This is a genomic window from Mycobacterium sp. 1245499.0 (genome assembly GCF_001673615.1).
GTDB classification, from domain to species: Bacteria; Actinomycetota; Actinomycetes; order Mycobacteriales; family Mycobacteriaceae; genus Mycobacterium; species Mycobacterium europaeum_A.
Window position 1 is genome coordinate 1 of sequence record NZ_LZMG01000039.1, and the last position, 25,204, is coordinate 25,204.

Annotated in this window: 22 protein-coding genes; 13 read left to right on the forward strand and 9 right to left on the reverse strand. The window is 68.8% G+C overall.

Annotation, left to right across the window (positions count from 1 at the left end):
* Positions 1-343: isocitrate lyase/phosphoenolpyruvate mutase family protein (locus A5646_RS01820; protein WP_197505091.1), on the reverse strand; the 343-nt coding region annotated here is incomplete at its 3' end.
* 106 nt (positions 344-449) lie between these two features.
* On the opposite strand from A5646_RS01820, the gene A5646_RS01825 reads away from it, so the two are divergent.
* From A5646_RS01825 to A5646_RS29330, 5 genes are all read left to right on the forward strand, one after another.
* A complete protein-coding gene (locus A5646_RS01825; RefSeq protein WP_066866199.1) occupies positions 450-764 on the forward strand; it encodes a hypothetical protein in 315 nt (104 codons plus the stop codon).
* Positions 765-855: 91 nt separating this feature from the next.
* Positions 856-1,683 carry a hypothetical protein gene (locus A5646_RS01830; protein ID WP_067019454.1) on the forward strand — a complete coding sequence of 276 codons (828 nt, stop codon included), beginning with the start codon at positions 856-858 and terminating at the stop codon, positions 1,681-1,683.
* Between the two features lie 45 nt (positions 1,684-1,728).
* Positions 1,729-3,648 (forward strand): fumarate reductase/succinate dehydrogenase flavoprotein subunit, encoded by a 1,920-nt coding sequence (locus A5646_RS01835; protein WP_067019457.1) that lies wholly within the window; start codon positions 1,729-1,731, stop codon positions 3,646-3,648.
* On the forward strand, positions 3,645-4,391 hold the full coding sequence (locus A5646_RS01840; protein WP_007768969.1) for a succinate dehydrogenase/fumarate reductase iron-sulfur subunit: 747 nt from the start codon (positions 3,645-3,647) through the stop codon (positions 4,389-4,391). Before A5646_RS01835 ends, A5646_RS01840 begins: the two co-directional genes overlap by 4 nt.
* A 184-nt stretch (positions 4,392-4,575) precedes the next feature.
* Positions 4,576-4,740, forward strand: a complete 165-nt coding sequence (locus A5646_RS29330; protein WP_197497902.1) for a hypothetical protein — start codon at positions 4,576-4,578, stop codon at positions 4,738-4,740.
* Between the two features lie 24 nt (positions 4,741-4,764).
* Here A5646_RS29330 and A5646_RS01845 read toward each other — a convergent pair whose 3' ends face one another.
* Positions 4,765-5,253, reverse strand: a complete 489-nt coding sequence (locus tag A5646_RS01845) for a flavin reductase family protein (protein ID WP_066866205.1) — start codon at positions 5,251-5,253, stop codon at positions 4,765-4,767.
* Between the two features lie 82 nt (positions 5,254-5,335).
* A complete protein-coding gene (locus A5646_RS01850) occupies positions 5,336-6,376 on the reverse strand; it encodes an isopenicillin N synthase family oxygenase (RefSeq protein ID WP_067019478.1) in 1,041 nt (346 codons plus the stop codon).
* A gap of 210 nt (positions 6,377-6,586) precedes the next feature.
* Here A5646_RS01850 and A5646_RS01855 point away from each other — a divergent pair, with 210 nt between their 5' ends.
* The gene (locus A5646_RS01855; RefSeq protein WP_066866207.1) at positions 6,587-8,422 is read left to right on the forward strand and encodes an acyl-CoA dehydrogenase; all 1,836 of its coding nucleotides are present in this window, start codon (positions 6,587-6,589) and stop codon (positions 8,420-8,422) included.
* 328 nt (positions 8,423-8,750) lie between these two features.
* On the opposite strand, the gene A5646_RS01860 is transcribed toward A5646_RS01855, so the two are convergent.
* On the reverse strand, positions 8,751-10,094 hold the full coding sequence (locus A5646_RS01860; protein ID WP_067019462.1) for an acetyl-CoA C-acetyltransferase: 1,344 nt from the start codon (positions 10,092-10,094) through the stop codon (positions 8,751-8,753).
* A gap of 152 nt (positions 10,095-10,246) precedes the next feature.
* Between A5646_RS01860 and A5646_RS01865 the strand changes: the two genes are divergently transcribed.
* Positions 10,247-11,623: a 3-oxoacyl-ACP reductase gene (locus tag A5646_RS01865; RefSeq protein WP_066877380.1), complete on the forward strand. Its 1,377-nt coding sequence runs from the start codon at positions 10,247-10,249 to the stop codon at positions 11,621-11,623.
* Positions 11,624-11,649: 26 nt separating this feature from the next.
* Entirely contained in the window at positions 11,650-12,492 is an 843-nt protein-coding gene (locus A5646_RS01870) for a MaoC/PaaZ C-terminal domain-containing protein (RefSeq protein WP_066877382.1), read from the forward strand.
* On the opposite strand, the gene A5646_RS01875 is transcribed toward A5646_RS01870, so the two are convergent.
* From A5646_RS01875 to A5646_RS01885, 3 genes are all read right to left on the reverse strand, one after another.
* On the reverse strand, positions 12,489-13,742 hold the full coding sequence (locus tag A5646_RS01875; protein ID WP_066877384.1) for a chloride channel protein: 1,254 nt from the start codon (positions 13,740-13,742) through the stop codon (positions 12,489-12,491). The genes A5646_RS01870 and A5646_RS01875 overlap by 4 nt on opposite strands.
* Positions 13,743-13,767: 25 nt before the next feature.
* Positions 13,768-14,412 carry a TetR/AcrR family transcriptional regulator gene (locus A5646_RS01880; RefSeq protein WP_066877386.1) on the reverse strand — a complete coding sequence of 215 codons (645 nt, stop codon included), beginning with the start codon at positions 14,410-14,412 and terminating at the stop codon, positions 13,768-13,770.
* 88 nt (positions 14,413-14,500) lie between these two features.
* On the reverse strand, positions 14,501-15,655 hold the full coding sequence (locus A5646_RS01885; RefSeq protein WP_067019465.1) for a glycoside hydrolase family 3 N-terminal domain-containing protein: 1,155 nt from the start codon (positions 15,653-15,655) through the stop codon (positions 14,501-14,503).
* A gap of 111 nt (positions 15,656-15,766) precedes the next feature.
* On the opposite strand from A5646_RS01885, the gene A5646_RS01890 reads away from it, so the two are divergent.
* The 5 genes from A5646_RS01890 (at position 15,767) to A5646_RS01910 (ending at position 23,277) form a co-directional block, all read left to right on the forward strand.
* Entirely contained in the window at positions 15,767-15,970 is a 204-nt protein-coding gene (locus tag A5646_RS01890) for a DUF2613 family protein (protein ID WP_066865946.1), read from the forward strand.
* A gap of 86 nt (positions 15,971-16,056) precedes the next feature.
* Positions 16,057-16,230: a DUF2613 domain-containing protein gene (locus tag A5646_RS01895; RefSeq protein WP_007769006.1), complete on the forward strand. Its 174-nt coding sequence runs from the start codon at positions 16,057-16,059 to the stop codon at positions 16,228-16,230.
* A gap of 52 nt (positions 16,231-16,282) precedes the next feature.
* The gene (locus A5646_RS01900) at positions 16,283-20,491 is read left to right on the forward strand and encodes a DUF3367 domain-containing protein (RefSeq protein WP_067019468.1); all 4,209 of its coding nucleotides are present in this window, start codon (positions 16,283-16,285) and stop codon (positions 20,489-20,491) included.
* Positions 20,492-20,578: 87 nt separating this feature from the next.
* Entirely contained in the window at positions 20,579-22,024 is a 1,446-nt protein-coding gene (locus A5646_RS01905; protein WP_067019471.1) for a lipase maturation factor family protein, read from the forward strand.
* 251 nt (positions 22,025-22,275) lie between these two features.
* Positions 22,276-23,277, forward strand: coding sequence for an ABC transporter substrate-binding protein (locus tag A5646_RS01910; protein ID WP_066865956.1), 1,002 nt, complete (start codon positions 22,276-22,278; stop codon positions 23,275-23,277).
* A 39-nt stretch (positions 23,278-23,316) separates the two neighbouring features.
* On the opposite strand, the gene A5646_RS01915 is transcribed toward A5646_RS01910, so the two are convergent.
* Together A5646_RS01915 and A5646_RS01920 are read right to left on the reverse strand one after the other, a co-directional pair.
* Positions 23,317-24,471 carry an NAD-dependent formate dehydrogenase gene (locus A5646_RS01915; RefSeq protein WP_067019474.1) on the reverse strand — a complete coding sequence of 385 codons (1,155 nt, stop codon included), beginning with the start codon at positions 24,469-24,471 and terminating at the stop codon, positions 23,317-23,319.
* Positions 24,472-24,575: 104 nt separating this feature from the next.
* Positions 24,576-25,204 (reverse strand): LysR family transcriptional regulator substrate-binding protein (locus A5646_RS01920; RefSeq protein WP_067019481.1); only part of this gene is annotated, 629 nt, incomplete at its 5' end.

Sequence of the window (25,204 nt, forward strand, 5' to 3'; positions counted from 1 at the left end):
CGATGTTGCACCCGACGGCCCCGGCGCTGAGCAGGCCCTCGATCAGCCGGCCCGCCCGCTGGCCGTAGCCGGATTCGATGTCCACCGACACCGGGACGTCGACCGCGGCGGTGATCTGCGCGACCCGGGTGAGCACATCGTCGAACGACATGCCCTCGTTGTCCGGTTTGCCGATCGAGTCCGCCATCGGATGGCTGCCCACGGTGAGCGCGGCGAATCCGGCGCCGGCGGCCAGCCGGGCCGACCAGGCATCCCACACGGTCGGCAGGATGACCGGGTTGCCCGGCCGGTGCAGTTCCAGCAGCGCGGCGGCCCGCTCGGCCGGTGTGGCGCGTCCCGTCATAAGTGTTTGCTCCCTCGGCATCCCGGCCCAACGACCTGACGTCTGGCGTGTGCGGTGGATAGTATCGAGGGCGTACTGTGATCCGAAACACTGCCGAGGAGATCCTTTGACTCGCACGCCGAGCACGACTGGCACGACCGAATTCGCCGAACTACACGACCTCATCGGCGGCCTGCGGCGGTGCGTGAGCTCCCTACGGGCCCGATACGGTGACAGCCCGGCCATGCGGCGCATCGTCATCGACGCCGACCGCATCCTGTCCGACGTCGACCTGCTCGACACCGACGTGTCCGAATTGGACCTGGCGGGCGCCACCGTGCAGCAGTCCGGTGAGAAGATCGTCATTCCCGACACCCAATACGACAGCGAATTCTGGCGCGACGTCGACGACGAGGGTGTCGGCGGTCACAACAGGTCCTGACCAACGTCGAACAACACAAGCCCCCCAGAAAAGGGGGGCTTGGTTCTGTGTACCCTTCGACCTACAGCCCGTTCGAAGAGGAACACACTAAATGAGCGCACCCACGGCGAACCGTCCTGCGTCCGGTGTCTTTTCACCCACGCGCGCCCGTATCCCGCAACGCACCCTGCGCACCGATCGGTGGTGGATGTCGCCGCTGCGGATCGATCTAGGCTTCGCCGCATTCATTATTTATGCGACGGCGCGGGCGTTCCAACAGGATTACTTCTTCGTTCCCAAATACCACTACCTGACGCCGTTCTACTCGCCCTGCGTGAGCAAGGGTTGCGGTGAGGCCGGCGACATCTGGCCGCAGTTCCTGCCCGACGTATGGTGGCTGCCGTACGCCGCCTTGTCGCTGCCGTTCCTGCTGCTGTTCCGTCTGACCTGCTACTACTACCGCGGTGCCTACTACCGCACGGTGTGGCAGTCGCCCAGCGCCTGCGCGGTGGCCGAGCCTCGCGTGCACTACACCGGCGAGACCAAGTTCCCGCTGATCATCCAGAACACCCACCGGTACTTCTTCTATATCGCCGGCATCATCTCGGTGATCAACACCTACGACGCGATCGTCGCGTTCCACTCCGACAGCGGCCCGGGCGGATTCGGCTTCGGTCTGGGCAATCTGATCCTGCTCGGCAACGTCATCATGCTGTGGATCTACACGCTGTCCTGCCACTCCTGCCGGCACGTCACCGGCGGGCGGCTCAAGCACTTCTCCAAGCACCCTGTGCGGTACTGGATCTGGACCCAGGTCAGCGTCATCAACACCCGCCACAAGCTGTTCGCCTGGATCACGCTGGGCACCCTGATGCTCACCGACTTCTACATCGCACTGGTGGCCAGCGGCACCATTCCTGACCTCAGGTTTGTTGGCTGACAAGCCATTTCGAAATAAATCACAGATTTAGCTAGCGAGGGTTTCATGGTTGAAATCGAGCGGCACACGTTCGACGTGGTCGTGATCGGTGCCGGCGGCGCGGGACTGCGCGCGGTTATCGAAGCGCGCGAACGGGGTTTGCGGGTTGCGGTGGTGTGCAAGTCCCTGTTCGGCAAGGCCCACACGGTCATGGCCGAGGGTGGTTGCGCGGCCTCGATGGGCAACACCAACCCGAAAGACAACTGGAAGACCCACTTCGGCGACACCATGCGCGGCGGGAAATTCCTCAACAACTGGCGCATGGCCGAACTGCACGCCAAGGAAGCCCCCGACCGGGTCTGGGAGCTGGAAACCTATGGGGCACTGTTCGATCGCCTCAAGGACGGCAAGATCAGCCAGCGCAACTTCGGTGGGCACACCTACCCGCGGCTGGCCCACGTCGGTGACCGCACCGGCCTGGAACTGATCCGCACCATGCAGCAGAAGATCGTCTCGCTGCAGCAGGAGGACTTCGCCGAGCTCGGCGACTACGAAGCCCGGATCCGGGTGTTCGCCGAGACCACGATCACCGAGCTGATCAAGGACGGCGACGCGATCGCCGGCGCGTTCGGCTACATCCGCGAAAGCGGCAACTTCATCCTGTTCGAGGCGCCCGCGGTGGTGCTGGCCACCGGCGGGATCGGCAAGTCGTTCAAGGTCACCTCGAACTCGTGGGAGTACACCGGCGACGGCCACGCCCTAGCCCTGCGGGCGGGCGCGTCGCTGATCAACATGGAGTTCGTCCAGTTCCACCCGACGGGCATGGTCTGGCCGCCGAGCGTGAAGGGGATCCTGGTCACCGAGGGTGTCCGCGGTGACGGCGGGGTGCTGAAGAACTCCGACGACAAGCGGTTCATGTTCGACTACATCCCCTCGGTGTTCAAGGGCCAGTACGCCGAGACCGAGCAAGAGGCCGACCAGTGGCTCAAGGACAACGACTCGGCCCGCCGCACCCCCGACCTGCTGCCGCGTGACGAGGTCGCGCGCGCGATCAACTCCGAGGTCAAGGCCGGCCGCGGCAGCCCACACGGCGGCGTCTTCCTGGACATCGCCTCGCGGCTGACCCCCGCGGAGATCAACCGCCGCCTGCCGTCGATGTACCACCAGTTCAAGGAGCTGGCCGGCGTCGACATCACCAAGGAGCCGATGGAAGTCGGGCCGACCTGCCACTACGTGATGGGTGGCGTCGAGGTCGACGCCGACACCGGCGCGGCCACCGTCCCCGGGCTGTTCGCCGCGGGTGAATGCTCCGGCGGCATGCACGGGTCCAACCGGCTGGGCGGCAACTCGCTGTCGGACCTGCTGGTGTTCGGCCGGCGTGCCGGTCTGGGTGCGGCCGACTACGTGCGTGCCCTGAGCAGCCGGCCCACGATCGCCGAGGACGCCGTGGACGCGGCGGCCAAGCGGGCGCTGTCGCCCTTCGATGCGCCGGCCAACGGCGCGGCCGCGGAGAACCCGTACACCCTGCAGCTCGAGCTGCAGCAGTCGATGAACGACCTGGTCGGCATCATCCGCAAGGAGGAAGAGATCACCGAGGCCCTCGAGCGGCTCAACAAGCTGCGCGAGCGGTTCAAGAACCTGCACGTCGAGGGGCAGCGCCGGTACAACCCGGGCTGGAACCTGGCCATCGACCTGCGCAACATGCTGCTGGTCAGCGAGTGCGTCGCCAAGGCCGCGCTGCAGCGCACCGAGAGCCGCGGCGGGCACACCCGTGACGACCACCCGGCGATGGACTCGTCGTGGCGCAAGGTGCTGCTGGTCTGCGAGGCGAGCGGCGGTGACGAGGTGATCCCCGAGATCACCATCACGAAGAAGGATCAGACGCCGATGCGGCCCGATCTGCTGGAGCTGTTCGACATCGCCGAGCTGGAGAAGTACTACACCGACGAAGAACTCGCCGGGCACCCAGGACGGAGTGGCAAATGACCTACAACGCGACGATGCGGGTGTGGCGCGGCGACGACGCCGACGGCGGTCTGCAGGACTTCACGGTCGAGGTCAACGAGGGCGAGGTCGTCCTCGACATCATCCATCGCCTGCAGCAGACCCAGACGCCCGATCTGGCCGTCCGGTGGAACTGCAAGGCGGGCAAGTGTGGTTCCTGTTCGGCGGAGATCAACGGCAAGCCGCGGCTGCTGTGCATGACCCGGATGTCGACGTTCGCCGAGGACGAGGTCGTCACCGTCACGCCGCTGCGCACGTTCCCGGTGATCCGCGACCTGGTGACCGACGTCTCGTTCAACTACGAAAAGGCCCGCGAGATACCGTCTTTCGCGCCGCCCAAGGACCTGCAGCCCGGGGAGTACCGGATGGCGCAGGAGGACGTGCAGCGCTCGCAGGAATTCCGCAAGTGCATCGAGTGCTTCCTGTGCCAGAACGTCTGCCACGTGGTGCGCGACCACGAGGAGAACAAGAAGGCGTTCGCCGGTCCCCGGTTCCTGATGCGGATCGCCGAGCTGGAAATGCACCCGCTGGACACCCGCGACCGGCGCAACGACGCCCAGGACGAGCACGGTCTGGGCTACTGCAACATCACCAAGTGCTGCACCGAGGTCTGCCCGGAGAACATCAAGATCACCGACAACGCGCTGATCCCCATGAAAGAGCGGGTCGCCGACCGCAAGTACGACCCGGTCGTGTGGCTGGGTAACAAGCTGTTCCGCCGCTGATCACGCGCGGCCTTGCGGCTCGAATGTGAAGCTGCCTTCACATTCGGCGCTCAACGTGCAACTGACTTCACGCTCGGCGACGTCGCGCCGTGGCACGTTAGGCCGCCGCGGGACTCGGGTAACCACACTGCATCCTGTCGGGCCGCCCCGTGCGGTCGTCTGTCCACGACCGGAAAGGCAGTTCATGAAACCCATGCGAGAAACCGCCAGCATCAACAACATTCGCACCGCGATCCGCCAGCTGTCGGTACGCGCCCAACTCGCGAACAAGGAAGGCCGGCACACCGACGCCGCCGAACTCGAGAGCCGCATTCAGGGCTTTCGGGAGGAACTGGGCCACCGCCCCTAGCAGGTCGACGGCTCAGCGACCCGATTAGGCGCCGAGGCGGCGGAACACGCTGCGATGGAACACGATGGGCGCCACCTCGGCGTCCACGGTCACCTCGTTGACCCGCAACACCACGATGGTGTGATCGCCCGCCGGAATGAGCTGCTCGATCGCGCTTTCCAGCCACAGGCCGGTGCCCTTGATGAACACCGCACCGGAGGACCGGGAGACCGTTTCCAGACCCGCGAACCGGTCGCCGGTCTTCGCGGCCAGCGTGCGCGCGGCCTCGTCATGCGCCTCGCCGAGGACACTGATGCCCAGCATCGGCAGGTCCTTGAGCTTGGGCCAGGTCGTCGAGGTGTTCTGCACGCAGAACGACACCAGCGGCGGGTCCAGCGAGACGGGGACGAAGGTGCTGGCCGCCAGGCCTTCCCGGGTTCCGTTCACCTCGGCGGCGATCGCTACCACACCGGACGGGAAGTGACCGAAGGCCTCCCGCAGCGACGACGCTGTCAGCTTGTTGTTCGAGTTCACCGGACTTATTCGCCCCTAGAGCCGGAGACGGGATTTTCGTGTGTGACCCTACCCGGCGCCGGTCACGCCGGCACGGCCACCCTCAGCCGTTTTCTAAGCGATCTGCCGAATATCCGTGCGCCGCGGCCACATCCGGATGGGCCCGCAGCCTGCTCTTCCAGGCGTTGCGCCCGTAGACCGAAAACATGGGGTCGGCCGGATCGTGCGACGGTGTCCAGTGTTCATCGGTCCGTGCCGCGAGCTCGTCGGGCAGCGACAGCACGGGTATCTGTGCGTCCAGGCGCGGATTGAAGAAGTAGGGCACCGAGATGCGGTCCCCGGCCTGCCCGTGCAGGCTGACCCGGTGCTCGGTGGCCCGCAGGTAACCACGGGTGGCCACCTCCAGCAGCTCGCCGATGTTGACGATGAACGCCCCCTCGCGCGGCGGCACTTCGATCCAGCCGTCATCGGGATGGCCTCCTTTCCCGCCACCGCGCCGGACCTGCAGGCCGGTGCTGCCCGGCTCGGCCAGCAACAAGGTGAGCACCCCGGAGTCGCGGTGGGCGCCCACGCCCTGCGCGCTTTCCGCGCGGGCCGGGTACCGGATGATCTTGATCAGGGTGGCCGGCGCGTCGGCGAAGGACGCGTCGAACACGCCGGGCGGGCTGCCGAGCGAGGCCGCCCAGTGTCGCAGCAGGGTGCGGGCCACCGCGGAGAGCGCGGCGTCCCACTCCTCGATGATCCCGGGCAGCTCCGGCAGCGCGGCCGGCCACTGATTCGGCCCCTGCAGCCACCGGTAGTCCGCCTTGTCCAGCCCATCGATCGGGGTGCGCTCCGGTCCGACGTCGATCTGCTCACGCCAATCCACCTCGCCGCGGGTCAGCTCGCCGCCGAGGCGGGTGTAGCCGCGGAAATGGGGGCTACGCACCATCGCGACGGCGTCCTTGTCGGGTTGCGGCAGCTCGAAGAGCCGCCGCGCCGCGTCCAGCATCCGTCCCACCAGGTCCGGCGCCACCCCGTGACCGGTCAGATAGAAGAAGCCCACCTCGTGGCCGGCATCCCGCAGCCCGCGGCGCAGGCGCGCGGCATCGGCCCGCAGGTCCACCGTCGGCACCTCGTCGGGCGGCGCAGTGACGCCGCGCACACCGGTCAAGTGTGGATCATCGCCGCAGGTAGATCGGATTTCAACGGCATGACCAGCAGCTTCCCAACCGGTTGGTTAATTAGGCAATGAAATCTAGCTCACATTGACTTGCATCCCACTGACGCGAGCGATATTTTAGGTCTTGTTACTGGTGGGTAACTTAGACCTAGTACCCAACCACAAGTGGCATTCTCAACGAGGAGGACCGTAGTGAGCCACTACAAGAGCAACGTCCGCGACCAGGTATTCAACCTGTTCGAAGTTCTGGGCGTTGACAAGGCGCTGGGCCAGGGCGAATACGCCGACCTGGACGCCGACACAGCCCAAGAAATGCTGAACGAGATCAGCCGACTGGCCGAGGGGCCGGTCGCCGACTCCTTCGTCGAGGGTGACCGCAATCCGCCGGTGTTCGATCCGAAGACGCACTCGGTGACCCTGCCGGAATCTTTCAAAAAGTCGGTCCAGTCCGTCATCGAGGCCGGCTGGGACAAGGTCGGCATCGACGAGGTGCTCGGCGGCATGCCGATGCCCCGGGCGCTGGTGTGGGCGCTGCACGAGCACCTGCTCGGCGCCAACCCCGCCGTGTGGATGTACGCCGGCGGGGCAGGCTTCGCCAACATCCTGTACCACCTCGGCACCGAGGAGCAGAAGAAGTGGGCCGTCATCTGCGCTGAGCGCGGCTGGGGTTCGACCATGGTGCTCACCGAGCCGGACGCCGGTTCGGACGTGGGCGCCGGGCGGACCAAGGCCGTCAAGCAGGAGGACGGCTCCTGGCACATCGACGGTGTGAAGCGGTTCATCACCTCCGCCGACTCCGGCGACCTGTTCGAGAACATCTTCCACCTGGTGCTGGCCCGCCCCGAGGGCGCCGGACCGGGCACCAAGGGGCTGTCGCTGTTCTTCGTGCCCAAGTTCCTGTTCGACTTCGAGACCGGCGAGCTGGGCGAGCGCAACGGCGTCTTCGTCACCAACGTCGAGCACAAGATGGGCCTGAAGGTCTCGGCGACGTGCGAGCTGAGCTTCGGCCAGCACGACGTCCCCGCCAAGGGCTGGCTGGTCGGCGAGGTGCACAACGGCATCGCGCAGATGTTCGAGGTCATCGAGCAGGCCCGCATGATGGTCGGCACCAAGGCCATCGCCACCCTGTCGACGGGCTACCTGAACGCGCTCGAGTACGCGAAGTCGCGCGTCCAGGGCGCCGACATGACCCAGATGACCGACAAGACCGCACCGCGCGTGACCATCACGCACCACCCGGACGTGCGCCGTTCGCTGATGACCCAGAAGGCCTACGCCGAGGGTCTGCGCGCGCTGTACCTGTTCACGTCCACCTACCAGGACGCGGCGGTCGCCGAGGCGATCCACGGCGTGGACGCCGAGCTGGCGGTCAAGGTCAACGACCTGATGCTGCCGGTCGTCAAGGGTGTGGGCTCGGAGCAGGCGTACGCCAAGCTCACCGAGAGCCTGCAGACCTTCGGTGGATCCGGCTTCCTGCAGGACTACCCGATCGAGCAATACATCCGGGACGCCAAGATCGACTCGCTCTACGAGGGCACCACCGCCATCCAGGCGCAGGACTTCTTCTTCCGCAAGATCGTCCGCGACAAGGGTGTGGCCCTGGCGCACGTGTCCGAGCAGATCCAGAAGTTCGTCGACAGCGAGTCCGGCAACGGCCGGCTGAAGACCGAGCGCGAGCTGCTGGCCAAGGCCCTGACCGACGTCCAGGCGATGGCGGCCACGCTGACCGGCTACCTGATGGCGGCGCAGGAGGACGTGACCAGCCTGTACAAGGTGGGCCTGGGTTCGGTGCGCTTCCTGATGAGCGTCGGTGACCTGGTCATCGGCTGGCTGTTGCAGCGTCAGGCGGCGGTCGCCGTGGCGGCGCTGGATGCCGGTGCCAGCGGCGATGAGCGGTCCTTCTACGAGGGCAAGATCGCGGTGGCGTCGTTCTTCGCGAAGAACTTCCTGCCGTTGCTGACCAGCACCCGCGAGGTCATCGACACGCTGGACAATGACATCATGGAGCTCGACGAGGCTGCCTTCTAGGCCCTCGACGGCAACGCATGAATCCCCCGCTTCGCCTGGTCGGAGCGGGGGATTTGCGTTCGCCGCAGCGATGAAAGGCCTGCCGGACAGCAAAAAGGCCGCCGCTGGATCCCCTCACTCCAGCGGCGGCCCTTTTCGTACGCCAATCCGCGATGCGGACGGGCGGTCGTATTCAGGGGATGCCCCGTATTGCCGTCGGGGTCGGGGGGTCAGACCACAACACGGGGCCATCCGGTGGGTCGGATACCCGCGCCCCCTTCCGACTAACCAGATGTGACTCAACTCATGACGAGCGCCGATCCGGCGGGACCGGGCCCTGACGGGCCCGTCAGGCCTCCAGAATCGCGGCCACGCCCTGGCCACCTGCCGCACAGATCGAGACCAGGGCGCGCACGGTGCCGCCGCCCTTCTGCTCGGCCTTGCGCTGCGCGAGCTGCTTGGCCGCCTGGGCCAGGATCCGCCCGCCGGTGGCCGCGAACGGGTGGCCGGCGGCCAGCGAGGACCCGTTGACGTTCAGCTTGGACCGGTCGATCGAGCCCAGCGCGCCGTCCAGGCCCAGCCGCTCCTTGCAGTACTCCTCGGATTCCCAGGCCTGCAGGTGGCACAGCACCACCGACGCGAACGCCTCGTGAATCTCGTAGAAGTCGAAATCCTGCAGGCTCAGGCCGTTGCGGGCCAGCAGCCGCGGCACGGCGTAGGTCGGTGCCATCAGCAGGCCGTCACGCCCATTGACGTAGTCGACGGCGGCGGTCTCCGAATCCACCAGGTAGGCCAGCGGCGTCAGCGAATGCGCGGCCGCCCACTCGTCGGTGGCCAGCAGCGCCACCGACGCACCGTCGGTCAGCGGCGTCGAGTTGCCGGCGGTCATCGTCGCGTCGCCCGCCTTGACGCCGAACACCGGGCGCAGCTTGGCCAGCTTCTCCGCCGACGAGTCCGGACGCAGGTTGTCGTCGCGGTAGAGCCCCAGGAAGGGCGTGACCAGGTCGTCGAAGAAGCCCCGGTCGTAGGCGGCGGCCATGTTGCGGTGGCTGGCGGCGGCCAACTCGTCCTGGGCCACGCGGGAAATGCCCATCTTCTTGGCCGTCAGCGCCTGGTGCTCGCCCATGGACAGCCCGGTGCGCGGTTCACTGTTCACCGGGATCTCGACGCCCAGGGTGGCGGGCAGCGTGCCCACCAGCTTCAGCCGTTGCACGTTGGACTTGGCCCGGCGCAGCTTGAGCAGGGTGCGGCGCAGGTTGTCGCCCAGCCCGATGGGCGCGTCGGAGGTGGTGTCGACGCCGCCGGCGGCGGCCACGTCGTAACGGCCGGACGCGATGCCCTCGGCGGCGGCCACGGCCGCCTGCAGCCCGGTACCGCAGGCCTGCTGCAGGTCGAACGCGGGCGTGTGGGACGACAGCTGCGAGCCCAGCACGCATTCGCGGGTCAGGTTGAAGTCCCGGCTGTGCTTGAGCACGGCGCCGCCGACGACGACCCCGAGCCGCTCGCCGGCCAACCCGAAGCGATCCACCAGCCCGCCCAGGGCGGCGGTGAACATGTCCTGGTTGGACGCCTCCGCGTAGGCGCCGTCGGACCGGGCGAACGGGATGCGGTTGCCGCCCAGCACGGCCACCCGCCGACGCTCAGAACTGCGCTGAGCAGACTGTTTACTTGACTCAGAACTTGCAGCGGCCACTATTCTTCTCCGTGTTTGCGCGGTCTATCGGTTTGGGAATCGCCCGTCCGGGGCCATAATACCCACTGTTCTTACTCTGCAGTAAGTTCGTCCCCGATACGGTTGTGCTGTAGGCATACCCCGATTTCGCAAGAACATGGAAGGTAGCTCCGGTGGCTCCCAAGGCTTCGTCCGATCTGTTCTCCCAGATCGTCAATTCCGGTCCTGGATCGTTTCTCGCCAAGCAGCTCGGCGTCCCCCAACCCGAGACGCTGCGCCGTTACCGGGCCGGTGAACCGCCCCTGGCCGGGGCCCTGCTGATCGGCGGGGAGGGCCGGGTCGTCGAACCGCTGCGCGCGGCGCTGGACGCCGACTACGACCTGGTGGGCAACAACCTGGGCGGCCGCTGGGCGGACAAGTTCGGCGGCCTGGTGTACGACGCCACCGGCATCACCACGCCGGAGGGGCTCCGGGGGCTCTACGAGTTCTTCACCCCCCTGCTGCGCAACCTGGGTCATTCCGCGCGCGTGGTGGTGGTCGGGACCACGCCCGACGCCTTGCAAAATACAGAAGCCAGCCCGCACGAGCGGATCGCGCAGCGCGCGCTGGAGGGCTTCACCCGTTCGCTGGGCAAGGAGCTGCGCAACGGCGCCACGGTCGCGCTGGTGTACCTGTCGCCGGACGCCAAGCCCGCCGCGACGGGCCTGGAATCGACGATGCGGTTCATCTTGTCGGCCAAGTCCGCCTACGTCGACGGCCAGGTCTTCTACGTCGGGGAGGCGGACTCCACGCCTCCGGCCGATTGGGACCGCCCGCTGGACGGCAAGGTCGCGATCGTGACCGGCGCGGCCCGGGGCATCGGCGCGACGATCGCCGAGGTGTTCGCCCGCGACGGCGCCCGCGTGGTGGCCATCGACGTCGAATCGGCCGCCGAGGCGCTGGCCGAGACGGCCAGCCGGGTCGGGGGCACCGCGTTGTGGCTCGACGTCACCGCCGAAGACGCCGTCGACAAGATCACCGAGCACCTGCGCGAGCACCACGGCGGGCGCGCCGACGTTTTGGTCAACAACGCCGGCATCACCCGCGACAAGCTGTTGGCCAACATGGACGACGCCCGCTGGGACGCCGTCCTGGCCGTCAATCTGCTTGCCCCGCTGCGGCTTACCGAGGGTCTGGTGGGCAACGGCACCATCGGCGAGGGCGGCCGGGTGATCGGTCTGTCGTCGATGGCCGGCATCGCCGGCAACCGCGGCCAGACCAACTACGCGACGACCAAGGCCGGGATGATCGGCCTCACCCAGTCGCTGGCCCCGGAGCTGTACGGCAAGGGCATCACGATCAACGCCGTCGCACCGGGTTTCATCGAAACCCAGATGACCGCCGCCATCCCGCTGGCCACCCGCGAGGTCGGCCGCCGGATGAACTCGCTGCTGCAGGGCGGGCAGCCGGTGGACGTCGCCGAAACCATCGCCTACTTCGCCAGCCCGGCCTCAAATGCGGTGACGGGTAACGTCATTCGCGTCTGCGGCCAGGCCATGCTGGGCGCATAGCGAACCGGGCTGTCGAGGAGAATGCCATGAACCAGCCAAGCGGCCTGAAGAACATGCTGCGCGCGGCGGCCGGGGCGCTGCCGGTGGTGTCCCGCAGCGGCGAGGTGCCCACCCGCACCGTGACCATCGAGGAATTGCCCATCGACCGCGCGAACGTGGCCGAGTACGCGGGGGTCACGGGCCTGCGCTACGGCAATCACGTGCCGCTGACCTACCCGTTCGCGCTGACCTTTCCCGCGCTGATGTCGCTGGTCACCGGCTTCGACTTCCCATTTGCCGCAATGGGAGCGGTGCACACCGAGAACCACATCACGCAGTACCGCCCGATCGCGGTCACCGACACCGTCGGGGTGCGCGTGCACGCCGAGAACCTGCGCGAGCACCGCAAGGGGCTGCTGGTCGATCTGGTGACCGATGTCAGCGTCGGCAACGACACCGCCTGGCATCAGGTGACGACCTTCCTGCACCAGCAGCGGACGAGCCTGTCCGATGAACCCAAGCCGCCACCGCAGAAGCAGCCCAAGCTGCCGCCACCGTCCACCGTGTTGCGGATCAGCCCCGGGCTGATCCGGCGCTACGCCGACGTCGGGGGCGATCACAACCCGATCCACACCAACTCGGTCGCGGCCAAGCTGTTCGGCTTCCCGACCGTGATCGCGCACGGAATGTACAGCGCCGCAGCGGTATTGGCCAACGTCGAAGCACAAATCCCCGATGCCGTGCGGTATTCGGTGCGGTTCGGCAAGCCGCTGGTGCTGCCCGCGACCGCCGGGCTCTACATCGACGAGCACGACGGCGGCTGGGACATTTCACTGCGCAACATCGCCAAGGGTTACCCGCACCTGACTGGCACGGTCCGGGCGCTCTAACCCGCGTGCGTCGTACTGCGGCCCTGGGCAAGCACTTTCAGCGCGTGTGCGCTGCTCGCGGTCAGCAGGAAGAGCAGAAACAGCCACAGCGGGGGCCGGGCGAGCTCCCAGACGAAGATCGCCGCCCAGATCGGCGAGCCCTGGGTCACCGCGAGCACGCCGGCGGCGCCGGCCAGCGATACCGCCGGGACGTGCAGATGAGTTCCCATCGCCCAGTTGATCGCCAAGACCAGCGCGGCGCCGGCGGCGGCACCGGTGGCCAGTGAGGGCGTCAGCAGGCCGCCGGCCCCGCCCGCGCGCAGAAACAGCGCGGTCAGTAGGGGTTTCAGCGCCAGGATGGCCAGCGCCGAGAGCAGGGTCATGCCGCTGGCCAGGCTCACGGTCAGGATGCTGCGGCCGTTGCCGGGCAACTCGGGCCACCAGTGCGAACACACGCCCATCACCAGGCCCGCTCCCGCGAGCGCGGGGATGAGCAGCGCAGTCCTCGGCTGGCGGGCGGGCCGCGCCGCGGCCATCAACCGGTTGAACGCCAGCCCGACCGCGAGAGCCACCGGCGCCAGCAGCAATCCGTGCGCGGTCAGCAGATACGTGGACTCCCCGATCGGCCATCGCAGATTGGGTTGATCGCGGGTGATGGCCGAGCCGACGGCGACCGCTAAGCCGGAGGAGAGAAACGCCGCGCCCACCACCCGCGGCCGCCAGGTGTTCAGCAGGATCCGGATCGAGAACAGTGCGCCGGCCAGCGGAACCGCATACACCGCACCCAGGCCCGCGCCCGCCGCACAGGCCAGCAGGATCTCGCGATCGCGCGGGCCCAGCCGCCTGAGCCATCCGGTCCCCAAATCGCTGAGCGCAGCGGCGAATTGACGTGGGGCGCCCTCTCGCCCGAGCGATGCTCCCGATCCGACGAGCAGCACCTGCAGCATCGCGTCGACGCTCCAGGACAGCCGCGGCACGGGTGCGCGGGCGGCGATGGTCTGCGCCAGCGGGGGCACCTCGGCCCGGCGCCGCAGCAACCACCACCCCAGGCCCGCCAGCCCTGCGCCGATCATCGGGCCCAGCATGCGCCGGATCGGGCTGCTGGCGGTCACCCCTTCCAGCAGCGCGCCGAAACTGTAGTTGTAGGTGGCGTGCTGGACCACGCGCAGCACGAACGTCGTCGCCAAGCCGGCGACTCCGGCGAGCAAGCCGACGATGATTACGGCGCAGAAGAATTCGAGGTTGCCGCGGTCCCAGCTCGGGACGCTCATCCGGGCCACCGCAACGACCCTGGGGCTATTCGCCGGCGGCGTCCGAGCCGCCCGCCTCGGGGTGCGCCGCCGCCCGTTCCGCCGGCGACCCCTTGAGGCCGTACCAGAACAGGTCGATCATCAGCTGGGCCGCCTCCTCGACGTCGACGTCGCCGGTGGACAGCCGGTTGGCGACCGCCTCGCCGGCGCCCACCAGGGCCACGGCCATCATTTCGTTCTCGCGCTCGGTGCGCGGGTTGCGGCTGCCCGCCCGCATCAGCCCGGCCACGAGTTCGATGATCTGCTCGCGTCCCTCGCGGACCATGTGGGCGAACGCCTGTGAGCTGGTGGCCTGGGTGTACATCACGATCCAGGACGCCCGGTTGGCGTCGATGTAGCGCATGAACGACGCGATGGTGTTGCGCAGCATGTCGTTGGGGCTCTGCTGGAAGTCGATGTCGGCGCGCACCGCGTCGATGAACCGGCCCATCTCCCGGTTCAGGCAGGCGCCGAACAGGTCCTCCTTGGAGCCGTAATACAGGTACAGCATCGGCTTGGAGATCTGCGCCTCGGCGGCGATGGCATCCATCGACGTCTCGTGATAGCCGTTGACCGAGAACATCTGGACGGCGGCGTCGAGCATCTGCTGCTCGCGGACGGCGCGCGGTAACCGCTTGGTGCCACCCGCCATCGCTTACCTTTCCGACCCGTCTAGCTGACTCAAGGGTAAGCAATGCGGCCCGGCCGCCACATCCGTTGGTGCGGACGGGGCCGACCCGCTAGTGGCCGCAGTTACGGTTGGGGCCCTTCATCGTCGCCACCCGCACCAGCGAATCGTCGACCTGCTTGGCCGGCAGGTCGCCCGAGGCCACCGCCTGTTGCAGCCGGTCCAGGACCGCCGGCACCTCGTCGGTGGTCACCCACAGCGCGACGTCGACGCCGGCCCGCAGGCTGCGCAGCACGGCCTCCGACACGCCGTATCGGTCGGAGATGGCGGCCATGCTGGACAGGTCGTCGCTGAACACCGGCCCGGTGAACGGCGGGCCCTTGTAGCCGACCCCGTTGCGCAGCAGCTGCACGGCCTCGGGGCTCAGGCTGGCCGGGGCGTCGCCGGTGAGGCCGGGAACCTGCAGGTGGCCCACCATGACGCCGACCGGCGGCGAGACCACCAGGGTCCGGTAGGGCACCAGATCGCTGTTCTGCAGGGCGTCGAGCGGCGGCGTGACCACGCCGCCGGTGTGCGAATCGCCCGAGCCGTGCCCGTGGCCGGGGAAGTGCTTGAGCACCGGCAGCAGGCCGGCGTCGCGCAGCCCCTGCGCATAGGCCCCGGCGTAGTCGGTGACCGTGGCAGGATCCGCGCTGAACGACCGGTTGCCGATGACGGCGTCGTCGGGCTCGTCGCTGACGTCGACGACGGGGGCGAAGTCGACGGTGATGCCCAGGTCGCGCATCTTCCTGCCGCGGTCGGCGGCCAGGTCATGCACCTGTTGGACCGTTTGCGTCTGCGCCAGCTCGCGCGGCGATGGCGACGTCCCGATCAGCGACTTCAACCGCGAGACCCGGCCGCCCTCTTCGTCGACGCTGACGGCCAGCGGCAGCGGACCCGCCTTGGCCGCGATGTCGGCCAGCGGTCCCTTGAAGATCGACAGGTCCGTCCAGCTGCCGATGAAGATGCCGCCCACGTGGTAGCCGTTGACGACGTTGCGGGCGTCGTCGGCGTTCTTCACGCCCACCATCAGCAGTTGGGCCAGCTTGTCGCGGATGCCCAGTGTGGCCGGGAGCGCCGACGGGTCGGCGCACACCGGCGGCGCCGGAGCGGCGGCCGGTTTGCTCGACGCCGACGAGCTGGGCGGGTGCGCGGCGGGGTGGTGGCCGCAACCGGCCACCAGCGCCGACGCGGCTGCGAGCACGGCGAAGGTGCGCGAAAATGCCATCGGGCCATGCTTTCACGGCGGGCGTTTCGTGCCCGGCGCCAGGGGGCATCAGCGGTACGTTGCTGATCGGGGGGCTGCAGACCCGTTCGACTGGCAGGGAGGGAGCCAGCGATGACCGGTTTCACGTTGGCCGCCGCGGTCAGCATCGCGGTGGGGTTGTCCGCCGGGGTGGCGACGACCGTCGGGATCACGCTCGCCGTGGCCGACCAGAGCCTGGTGTCGGTGCCCAGCCTGCAGCGCCCCGCGCTTCCGGTCGCGCCCTATCAGGTCGAATACGGCGACCGCTGTTTCCACGGACACTGTCTGCACTGGTGACCGGGGCCCCGGTTGGGCGGGCGCCGTTCTGCTAGGTTGGCGCTAGGTCGAAAGTCAGGACCGCAAGCCGACCCCAGGAGCCGTCGATGAACCGGATCGTTGCGCCCGCCGCAGCGAGCGTTGTGGTTGGCCTGTTGCTCGGCGCGGCCGCGATCTTCGGGATCACCTTGATGGTCCAGCAAGACACGAAGCCGCCACTTCCCGGGGGCGATCCGCAGTCGTCAGTGCTCAACCGGGTCGAGTACGGCAACCGTAGCTAGCCGGTCGCGGACAGGGGCCGGACCTCCGGTCTCATGCTCGACGGCTGGGCCGGTGTCGCGGCGGTGGTTGTGGCTGGTCGGTGCGATCGCGCTGGCCCTGACGTTCGCCCAGTCCCCGGGGCGGGTCTCCCCCGACACCAAGCTGGACCTGACCGCGAATCCGCTGCGCTTCCTGGCCCGCGCGACCAACCTGTGGAACAGCGAGCTGCCGTTCGGGCAGGCGCAGAACCAGGCCTACGGCTACCTGTTTCCGCACGGCACCTTCTTTCTGCTCGGCCACGCGCTGGGCGTGCCCGGCTGGATCACCCAGCGGCTGTGGTGGGCGCTGCTGCTCACCGTCGGCTTCTGGGGGCTGCTGCGCGTCGCCGAGGCGCTGCGGATCGGCAGCCCGGCGTCGCGGGTGATCGCCGCCGTCGCGTTCGCGCTGTCCCCGCGAGTGGTGACCACGCTCGGCTCGATCTCGTCGGAAACCCTGCCGATGATGCTGGCGCCGTGGGTCTTGCTGCCCACGATCCTGGCCCTGCGCGCCACCGGCGACCGGTCGGTGCGCGCGCTGGCCGGGCAGGCGGGCCTGGCCATCGCGCTGATGGGCGCGGTGAACGCCATCGCGACCGCGGCCGGCTGCCTGCCGGCGGTGATCTGGTGGGCATGCCACCGGCCCAACCGGTTGTGGTGGCGATACACCGGGTGGTGGCTGGTGGCGCTGGCGCTGGCCACGCTGTGGTGGGGGGTTGCGCTGATGATGCTGCGCGCCATCAGCCCGCCGTTCCTGGACTTCATCGAATCGTCCGGCGTGACGACGCAGTGGTCGTCGCTGGTCGAGATGCTGCGCGGCACCGACAGCTGGACCCCGTACGTGGCGCCGACCGCCACCGCGGGCGCTCCGCTGGTGACCGGGTCGGCGGCCATCCTGGGCACCTGTCTGGTCGCTGCGGCCGGACTCGCGGGGCTGACCCGCCCGGCGATGCCGGCGCGCGGGCGGTTGGTGACCATGCTGCTGGTCGGGGTGGTGCTGATGGCCGCCGGATACAGCGGCGGGCTGGGCTCGCCGGTGGCGCACGCGGTACAGGCCTTCCTGGACGCCGGCGGCGCCCCGCTGCGCAACGTGCACAAGCTCGGATCGGTGATCAGAATCCCGGTGGTGCTGGGCCTCGCGCAGCTGCTGGGCCGGATACCGCTGCCGGGCAGCGCGCCAATGACGGTGTGGCTGCGCGCCTTTGCGCACCCCGAGCGCGACAAACGGGTGGCGGCGGCGATCGCGGTCGTGACGGCGCTGCTGGTCAGCACGTCGCTGGCGTGGACCGGTCGGCTGGCCCCGCCGGGGACGTTCACCGCGATCCCGCAGTACTGGCACGAGGCCGCCGACTGGCTCACCGAACACAACACCGGCACACCGGCGGCCGGGCGGGTGCTCGTCGTTCCCGGGGCGCCGTTCGCCACCCAGGTGTGGGGCACCAGCCATGACGAGCCGCTGCAGGTGCTGGGCGCCAGCCCGTGGGGGGTGCGCGACTCCATTCCGTTGACCCCACCGCAGACAATCCGCGCCCTCGATTCGGTGCAGCGCCTGTTCGCCGCCGGCCGCCCCTCGGCTGGGCTGGCAGATACTCTTGTCCGGCAAGGTATTTCATATCTGGCGGTGCGCAACGACCTGGACCCCGACACGTCGCGCTCGGCACGCCCCATCCTGGTGCACCGCGCCATCGACGGGTCGCCCGGACTGCGCAAGGTCGCCCAGTTCGGCGCGCCGGTGGGCCCCGGCACCCTGGCCGGTTTCGTCGCGGACAGCGGGCTGCGGCCACGGTATCCGGCGGTCGAGATCTACCGGGTCGGCGGCGATGACGACCCGGGCACACCGTATTTCGTCGACGCCGACCGGATGACCCGGATCGACGGCGGGCCGGAGGCGCTGCTGCGCCTGGACGAACGGCGGCGGCTGCTGGGCCGGCCGCCGCTGGGCCCGGCGCTGCTGAGCGCCGACGCGCGCGCCGCGGGGCTGCCGACGAGCGCCGGGGTGACCATCACCGACACCCCGGTGGCCCGCGAGACGGATTACGGCCGGGTGGACCAACATTCGTCGGCCGTCCGGGCCCCGGGCGATGCGCGGCACACCTTCAATCGGGTGCCCGACTACCCCGTCCCCGGCGCCGATCCGGTGGCCGGCGCCTGGACCGGCGGCCGGATCACGGTATCGAGTTCGTCGTCGGATTCGACCGCCATGCCCGACGTCGCACCGGCGACCTCGCCGGCCGCCGCGATCGACGGGGATTCGGCGACCGCGTGGGTGTCCAACTCGCTGCAGGCCGCCGTCGGTCAATGGATGCGGATCGATTTCGACCACCCGGTGACCAACGCGGCGATCACGTTGACGCCCAGCGCCACCGCGGTCGGCGCCCAGGTGCGTCGCATCCTGATCGAAACCGCCACCGGCAGCACCACTTTGCGCTTCGACGAGCCGGGCAAGCCGCTGGCCGCGGCACTCCCCTACGGCGAGACGCCGTGGGTGCGGATCACCGCGGCGGGCACCGACGACGGTTCGGCCGGGGTGCAGTTCGGCATCACCGACCTGACGGTCACCCAGTACGACGCGTCCGGGTTCGCCCACCAGGTCGACCTGCGACACACCGTGCGGGTGCCGGTGCCGCCGGCGGGCACGCCGGTCGCGGGCTGGGACCTGGGATCGGAGCTGCTGGGCAGGCCCGGCTGCGCCCGCGCGCCCGACGCCGTGCGCTGCGCGCCGTCGATGGCCCTGGCCCCGGAGGAACCGGTCAACTTCAGCCGGACGCTGACCGTGCCGACGCCGATGACGGTCACCCCGGCGGTGTGGGTGCGGCCGCGGCAGGGCCCCAAGCTCGCCGACCTGATCGCCGAGCCGAATACCACTGTAGCTCATGGTGATTCGGACACAGTGGACGTCCTCGGTTCGGCCTACGCGGCGACGGACGGCGACCCGGCAACCGCGTGGACGGCGCCCCAGCGGGTGGTGCAGCACAAGACCCCGCCCACCCTGACGCTCACCCTGCCACGGCCCACCGAGGTCACCGGCGTGCGGCTGACTCCCGGCCAATCGGTGCTGCCCGTGCATCCGACGATGGTGGCCGTCAACCTGGGCGACGGGCCGCAAGTGGCCGCGGTGAAAGCCGACGGGACGCAATCGATTCCGGTCAAACCCCGGGTGACCGACACCGTGACCGTCAGCCTGCTGAACTGGGCGGACGTCATCGACCGCAACGCATTGGGTTTCGACCAACTCAAGCCGCCCGGGCTGGCCGAAATCGCGGCGCTGGGCGCCGACGGCAACCCGATCGCGGCACCCGACCCCGGCCGCAACCGCGCCCGGGAGGTCACCGTCGGCTGCGAGCGCGGACCCGTCATCGCGGTCGCGGGCCGGTTCGTGCACACCGCGATTCACACCACGGTTGGGGCGATCCTGGATGACGCTCCCATCGCGGCGGTGCCGTGCGAACACGACCCGATCGAGCTGCCCGCGGGTCAACAGGAATTGCTGATCAGCCCAGGCGCTCAGTTCGTGGTGGACGGGGCCCAGCTGTCCGCCCCCGTCCCCGCCGAAGCCGCACGGCCCGTTCGGGTTTCGTCATGGCGGGGATGGGGCCCGGATCGCCGCGAGGTGCAGGCACCGGCCTCGACCACCTCCCGCGTGCTGGTCGTCCCGGAAAGCATCAACCCCGGTTGGGTGGCGCGCACCAGCACCGGGACACGCCTGACGCCGATCTCCATCAACGGGTGGCAGCAGGGCTGGGTGGTGCCCGCGGGCGACCCCGGGACCATCACGCTGACGTTCGCCTCCAACTCGCTCTACCGGGCGGGCCTGGCCGTGGGGCTGTCCCTGCTGCCGCTGCTGGCGCTGCTGGCGCTCTGGCGCACCCGGAGAAAGGGCGTCGACGACACGGCCGAGCCCGCGCGACCGTGGCGGCGCGGCGTGTGGGCGGCCGTCCCCGTGCTGGCCGCCGCGGCGGTGATCGCGGGCGTGGGCGGCGTGGCGGTGATGGGGGTGGCCCTGGCCCTGCGGTACGCGTTGGACCAGCGGCGCTGGGAGCACCTCAGCGTGGTGTGCGGCGCCGGCGGGCTGATCCTGGCGGGGGCGGCGCTGTCGCGCCAGCCCTGGCGGTCGGCCGACGGCTACGCCGGCCACTCCGCGAGTGTCCAGGCACTGGCCCTGATTTCGCTTGCGGTGCTTGCCGCTTCGGTCGTGACCGCACCGCGTCGGCGGACCGCTCGGGCCGACGGGCCGCGCGACGAATAGTCGGCCGGGCTATTGGCTACCCGTTTACCGGCTGATTGACTGGATACGCGGGTTGGCGTAACCGCCATTGACCGAGGAGCTAGCGCCATGGACTGGTTTTCCGCACCCCAATATTGGGTGGGCAGACTGGTGCTCGAGCGCGGCGCCGCGGCGATCTATCTGCTCGGGTTCGTTGCGGCCGCGGTCCAGTTCCGCGCGCTCATCGGTGAGCGGGGCATCCTGCCCATTCCGCAGTTTCTGGCGCGCCAATCGTTTTGGCGCACGCCGAGCCTGTTTCATTTGCGCTATTCCGATCGGTTGTTTGCGGCCGTCGCCTGGTTCGGAGCGGCGTTGTCGGCGGCCGTCGTCGCCGGGGCCGCCGACGCGATGCCGCTGTGGGCCGCGATGGCGATGTGGCTGACGCTGTGGGTGTTCTATCTGTCGATCGTGAACGTGGGGCAGACCTGGTACTCGTTCGGCTGGGAATCACTGTTGCTCGAAACCGGCTTTCTGATGATCTTTTTGGGCAACCACGACGTGGCACCTCCTGTCCTGACGTTGTGGATGGTTCGGCTGCTGTTGTTCCGTGTGGAATTCGGCGCGGGACTGATCAAGATGCGCGGCGACCCGTGCTGGCGTGACCTGACGTGTTTGTACTATCACCATGAGACGCAACCGATGCCGGGCCCGTTGAGCTGGTTTTTTCACCATCTCCCCAAGCCGCTGCACCGGATTGAGGTGGCGGGCAACCATTTCGCGCAGCTGATCGTGCCGTTCGGACTGTTCGCGCCGCAGCCGGTGGCCGGCGTGGCCGCCGCGATCATCGTCGTCACCCAGCTGTGGCTGGTCGCCTCGGGTAATTTCGCGTGGCTCAACTGGGTGACCATCGTGCTGGCGTTCAGCGCCATCGACGACGCGTCGGTCGCGGCGGTGCTGTCCACGAGCCTGGCCCCGGCGCATCCGGGTCCGACGCCGCTGTGGTTCATCGGCCTGGTCGTCGCGATCGCCGCGGCCGTGCTGTTCATGAGCTACTGGCCGCTGGCGAACATGCTGTCCTCGCGGCAGCGAATGAACATGTCTTTCAACTCGTTCCACTTGGTCAACACCTACGGCGCCTTCGGCAGCATCGGGCGGATCCGCCGCGAGGTGGTGATCGAGGGTACCGACGACGCGGTCGTCACCGCCCGCACCGTCTGGAAGGAATACGAATTCAAGGGCAAGCCGGGCGCGCTGCGCCGGCTGCCGCGACAGTGGGCCCCCTATCATCTGCGCCTGGACTGGCTGATGTGGTTCGCCGCAATCTCGCCGGGCTACGCGCAGCCGTGGTTGCGGCCGTTCTTGCAGCGGCTGCTGGAAAACGATCGACCCACGCTGCGGTTGTTGCGGCACAACCCCTTCCCGGATGCACCGCCGAAGTTTGTGCGGGCGCAGCTCTACCAGTACCGCTTCACCACGCCGGCCGAGCTGCGTCGTGATCGGGCCTGGTGGCATCGCGTCCTGATCGGCGGATACGTGCCGCCGATGAGTCTGCCGCGGGCGACCACCGCCACTTGAGGCCGAGAAACGGGTGTCCCGGCGCGGTTCCGTTCACCACAATTCAAACCCTGGTCAGCCCAACCGATCCGCCATAGCCTCGCCTGGCACTGCGCCGCAGTTCTTGCCGGCGCGAATCGCACGTGTCGAACCGCTACGAGGATACGCAACCTGTGAGTCTGTCCAGCACTGCGCTTTTGGCCCGCACCGGCCGACCTTCGGTACCGCACCGAACCGCTCGATCAACCCGGTGTCCGAGTCGGCGGAGTCCGATGTCGGCGCGGCGCTATGCCGCGGTCCTGCTGGCCGGCCTCGCGCTGCTGTTGCCGGCGTGCGTCTCCCGCCAACACGCCGCCGGCCCCGGTCAGGTGCCGACGCAAGTCCCGCTGTCCCAGCTGGCCGACCTCACGCTGAAGGTCGGCGATCAAAAGAGCGTGGCCACCGAAGCCATGCTGCGCGCCGCCGGCCAACTGCAGGGCCTTGCGTACCGGATCGACTTCTCGACCTTCACCTCCGGGCCTCCGATGGTCGAAGCCGCCGCCGCGGGCAAGATCGATTTCGCCATCACCGGTGACACCCCACCGATCTTCGGCGCGGTCGCCAACGCCCGCATCAAGGTGGTGTCCGCCTACGACGGCGGCGGTCCCGGCGACCAGATCCTGGTCCACACCGATTCGACCATCCGGTCGGTCCCCGACCTGCGCGGCAAGACGATCGCGCTCGCCAAGGGCAGCTCAGCGCACGCCAATGTGCTCGACCAGCTGGATAAGGCCGGTCTCAAACCGGCCGATGTCCACCTCGTGTTCCTACAGCCCGCCGACGCCCTGTCCGGATTTCGTAACGGTCAGGTCGACGCCTGGGCGGTGTGGGATCCCTATACCGCCCAGGCCGAACAGCAGCTCCCGGTGCGCGGCCTGGTCACACGCAAGCACAAGTACTCGTTTGGCATCGCCTCCGACAAGGCACTGGCCGACGCGAAGACCAACACGGCCCTGGGGGATCTGCTGACGCGATACGCCCGAGCCGCGGCATGGGCTCGCGAGCACCCGCAGGAGTGGGCCGCCGAGTACGCCAAGTCCGCCGGCGTCGACCCCGCCGTCGCCGCCGTCGCGCAAGGCCGCACGCTGCGCCAGCCGATCCCGCTGGACGACACCGTGGTGGGCGCCGAGCAACGGCTCACCGATCTGTTCGCGGCCGCCGGCCAGATCCAGTCCGCGCCGCATTTCGGCGACTGGGTAGATCGTCGCTTCAACGCCACGGCGGCGACTCACTAATCCGCTAAGGGCTGTCGCTCCGAGGTCCGCGGACCGCGGCTACTTCCGGTAGGACAGCGCCCCGGTACCCGCGAGCTTGCCGCCTTCGACGATCAGGTAGTCGGGGCGGATCGGCGTGCCGGCGAACCAGCTTTCCAGGATTTCCCTGGTGCCGGCCGCGTAGCGCGCCTGCGCGGACAATGTGGTGCCCGAAACATGCGGTGTCATGGCGTTATTCGGCATCGTCCGCCAGGGGTGGTCGGGTGGCGGCGGCTGCGGATACCACACGTCCCCGGCGTAGCCGGCCAGCTGACCGGACCGCAGCGCGTCGGCGATGGCCTCCGGGACGGTCTCCTCGGCGCGGGCCGTGTTGACGATGTAGGAGCCCCACCGCATCGTCGAAATCAGCTTCTCGTCGAACATCCTGCGGGTGTCGTCGTAGAGCGGCGAGTGGATGGACACCACGTCGACCGCCCGCACCAGCGATTCGACCGTGGGGTGAAACGTCACGTTGAGTCGTTTCTCGGCTTCCGGCGCCAGCCGGCGGGTGTCGGTGTAGTGCAGGTTGACGTCGAACGGTGCCAGCCGGCGCAACACCGCACGCCCGATCCGCCCGGCGGCGATCACTCCGACGTCCATCCCCTCCAGGTCGTAGGCGCGTGCGGCGCAATCGGCGATGTTCCAGCCGCCGTCGGTCGCCCACCGGTGCGACGGCACGAAATTGCGGACCAGCGCCAGGATCTGCATCACCGTGTGCTCGGCGACGCTGATGCTGTTGCTGTACGTCACCTCGGCCACGGTGATCCCGCGCGCTTGCGCCGCGTCCAGATCAACGTGGTCCGAGCCGATGCCGGCGGTCAGGGCCAACTTGAGGTTGGGCGCCTTGGCGATGCGCTCCATGGTCAGGTAGGCCGGCCAAAACGGTTGCGATATCACGATTTCCGCATCGGCCAGCTCGCGCTCGAATTCCGAATCGGGGCCGTCCTTGTCCGAGGTCACCACCAATTCGTGCCCGGCGTCTTGGAAGAACTTGCGCAGCCCCAAAGCGCCCGAGACACAGCCGAGCAGCTCGCCGGGAGTGAAGTCGAGCGTCGACGGGGTCGGCACGGTGCTGCCGTCGGGGTATCCCTGGATCGCCGGGACGCTGTCGCGCGCGTAGTGCGGCGGGTACCCGTCGACGGGATCGGGGTAGAGCACCATCACACACTTGGCCATCGAGTTCTCCTTCAGCCGGCGGTCAGGCCCAGTCTCAGACGGCGACCGCGCGGTTGTCCAAGACGCGATTCCGACCGGCCGATAGGCGGCGCCGATCAGCGCCGCTAGGACGGCTCGCTGAGCGTCGCGCCGATGCGGGCCTCGCGCGCGGTGCGGCGCAGCGCGCGGGTCAGCAACGAGCCCGGCTCGGCCCGGTTGGTGACCAGCGCTATCAACGCGGTGACCGACGGGCGCCGCAACGCCAGCACGCTGACCCCGGCGGGCACGCCCAGGGTGTGAATCCACGGTTGCGGCACGATGCTCGCCCACCGGCCGGTGCGGACGTGCGCGAACAGCGCTGCCACGGAATCGGTTTCCAGCCGCGGGGTCACCTGCAGGCCATGGGTGGCCAGCGCGTCGTCGATGAGCCGGCGCCCCCGCATGCCCTGCGTCAGCAGGCACAGCGGCAACTGCACGGCGTCCGACCACGTCATGTTTTTCGCTTCCCCTCCAAGGAGTTCGGCGGCGGCGATGAGCACCGGCTGCTCGTGATACAGCGGGGTGACCAGCAGGTCGGCCGTGTCCTGTTGGTCCGGATACAGGATGCCCGCGTCCAGTTCGAACCTGCGGACGCGTTCCACGATGCCGGCCGAGCGCAGGTTGACCTCGAGCTGAACCCGGACCAACGGATGCGCCGCGCAGAACGGATCCGTCAGCAACGCAACGGTAGTCGACGCGGCCGGTACCACCCCGA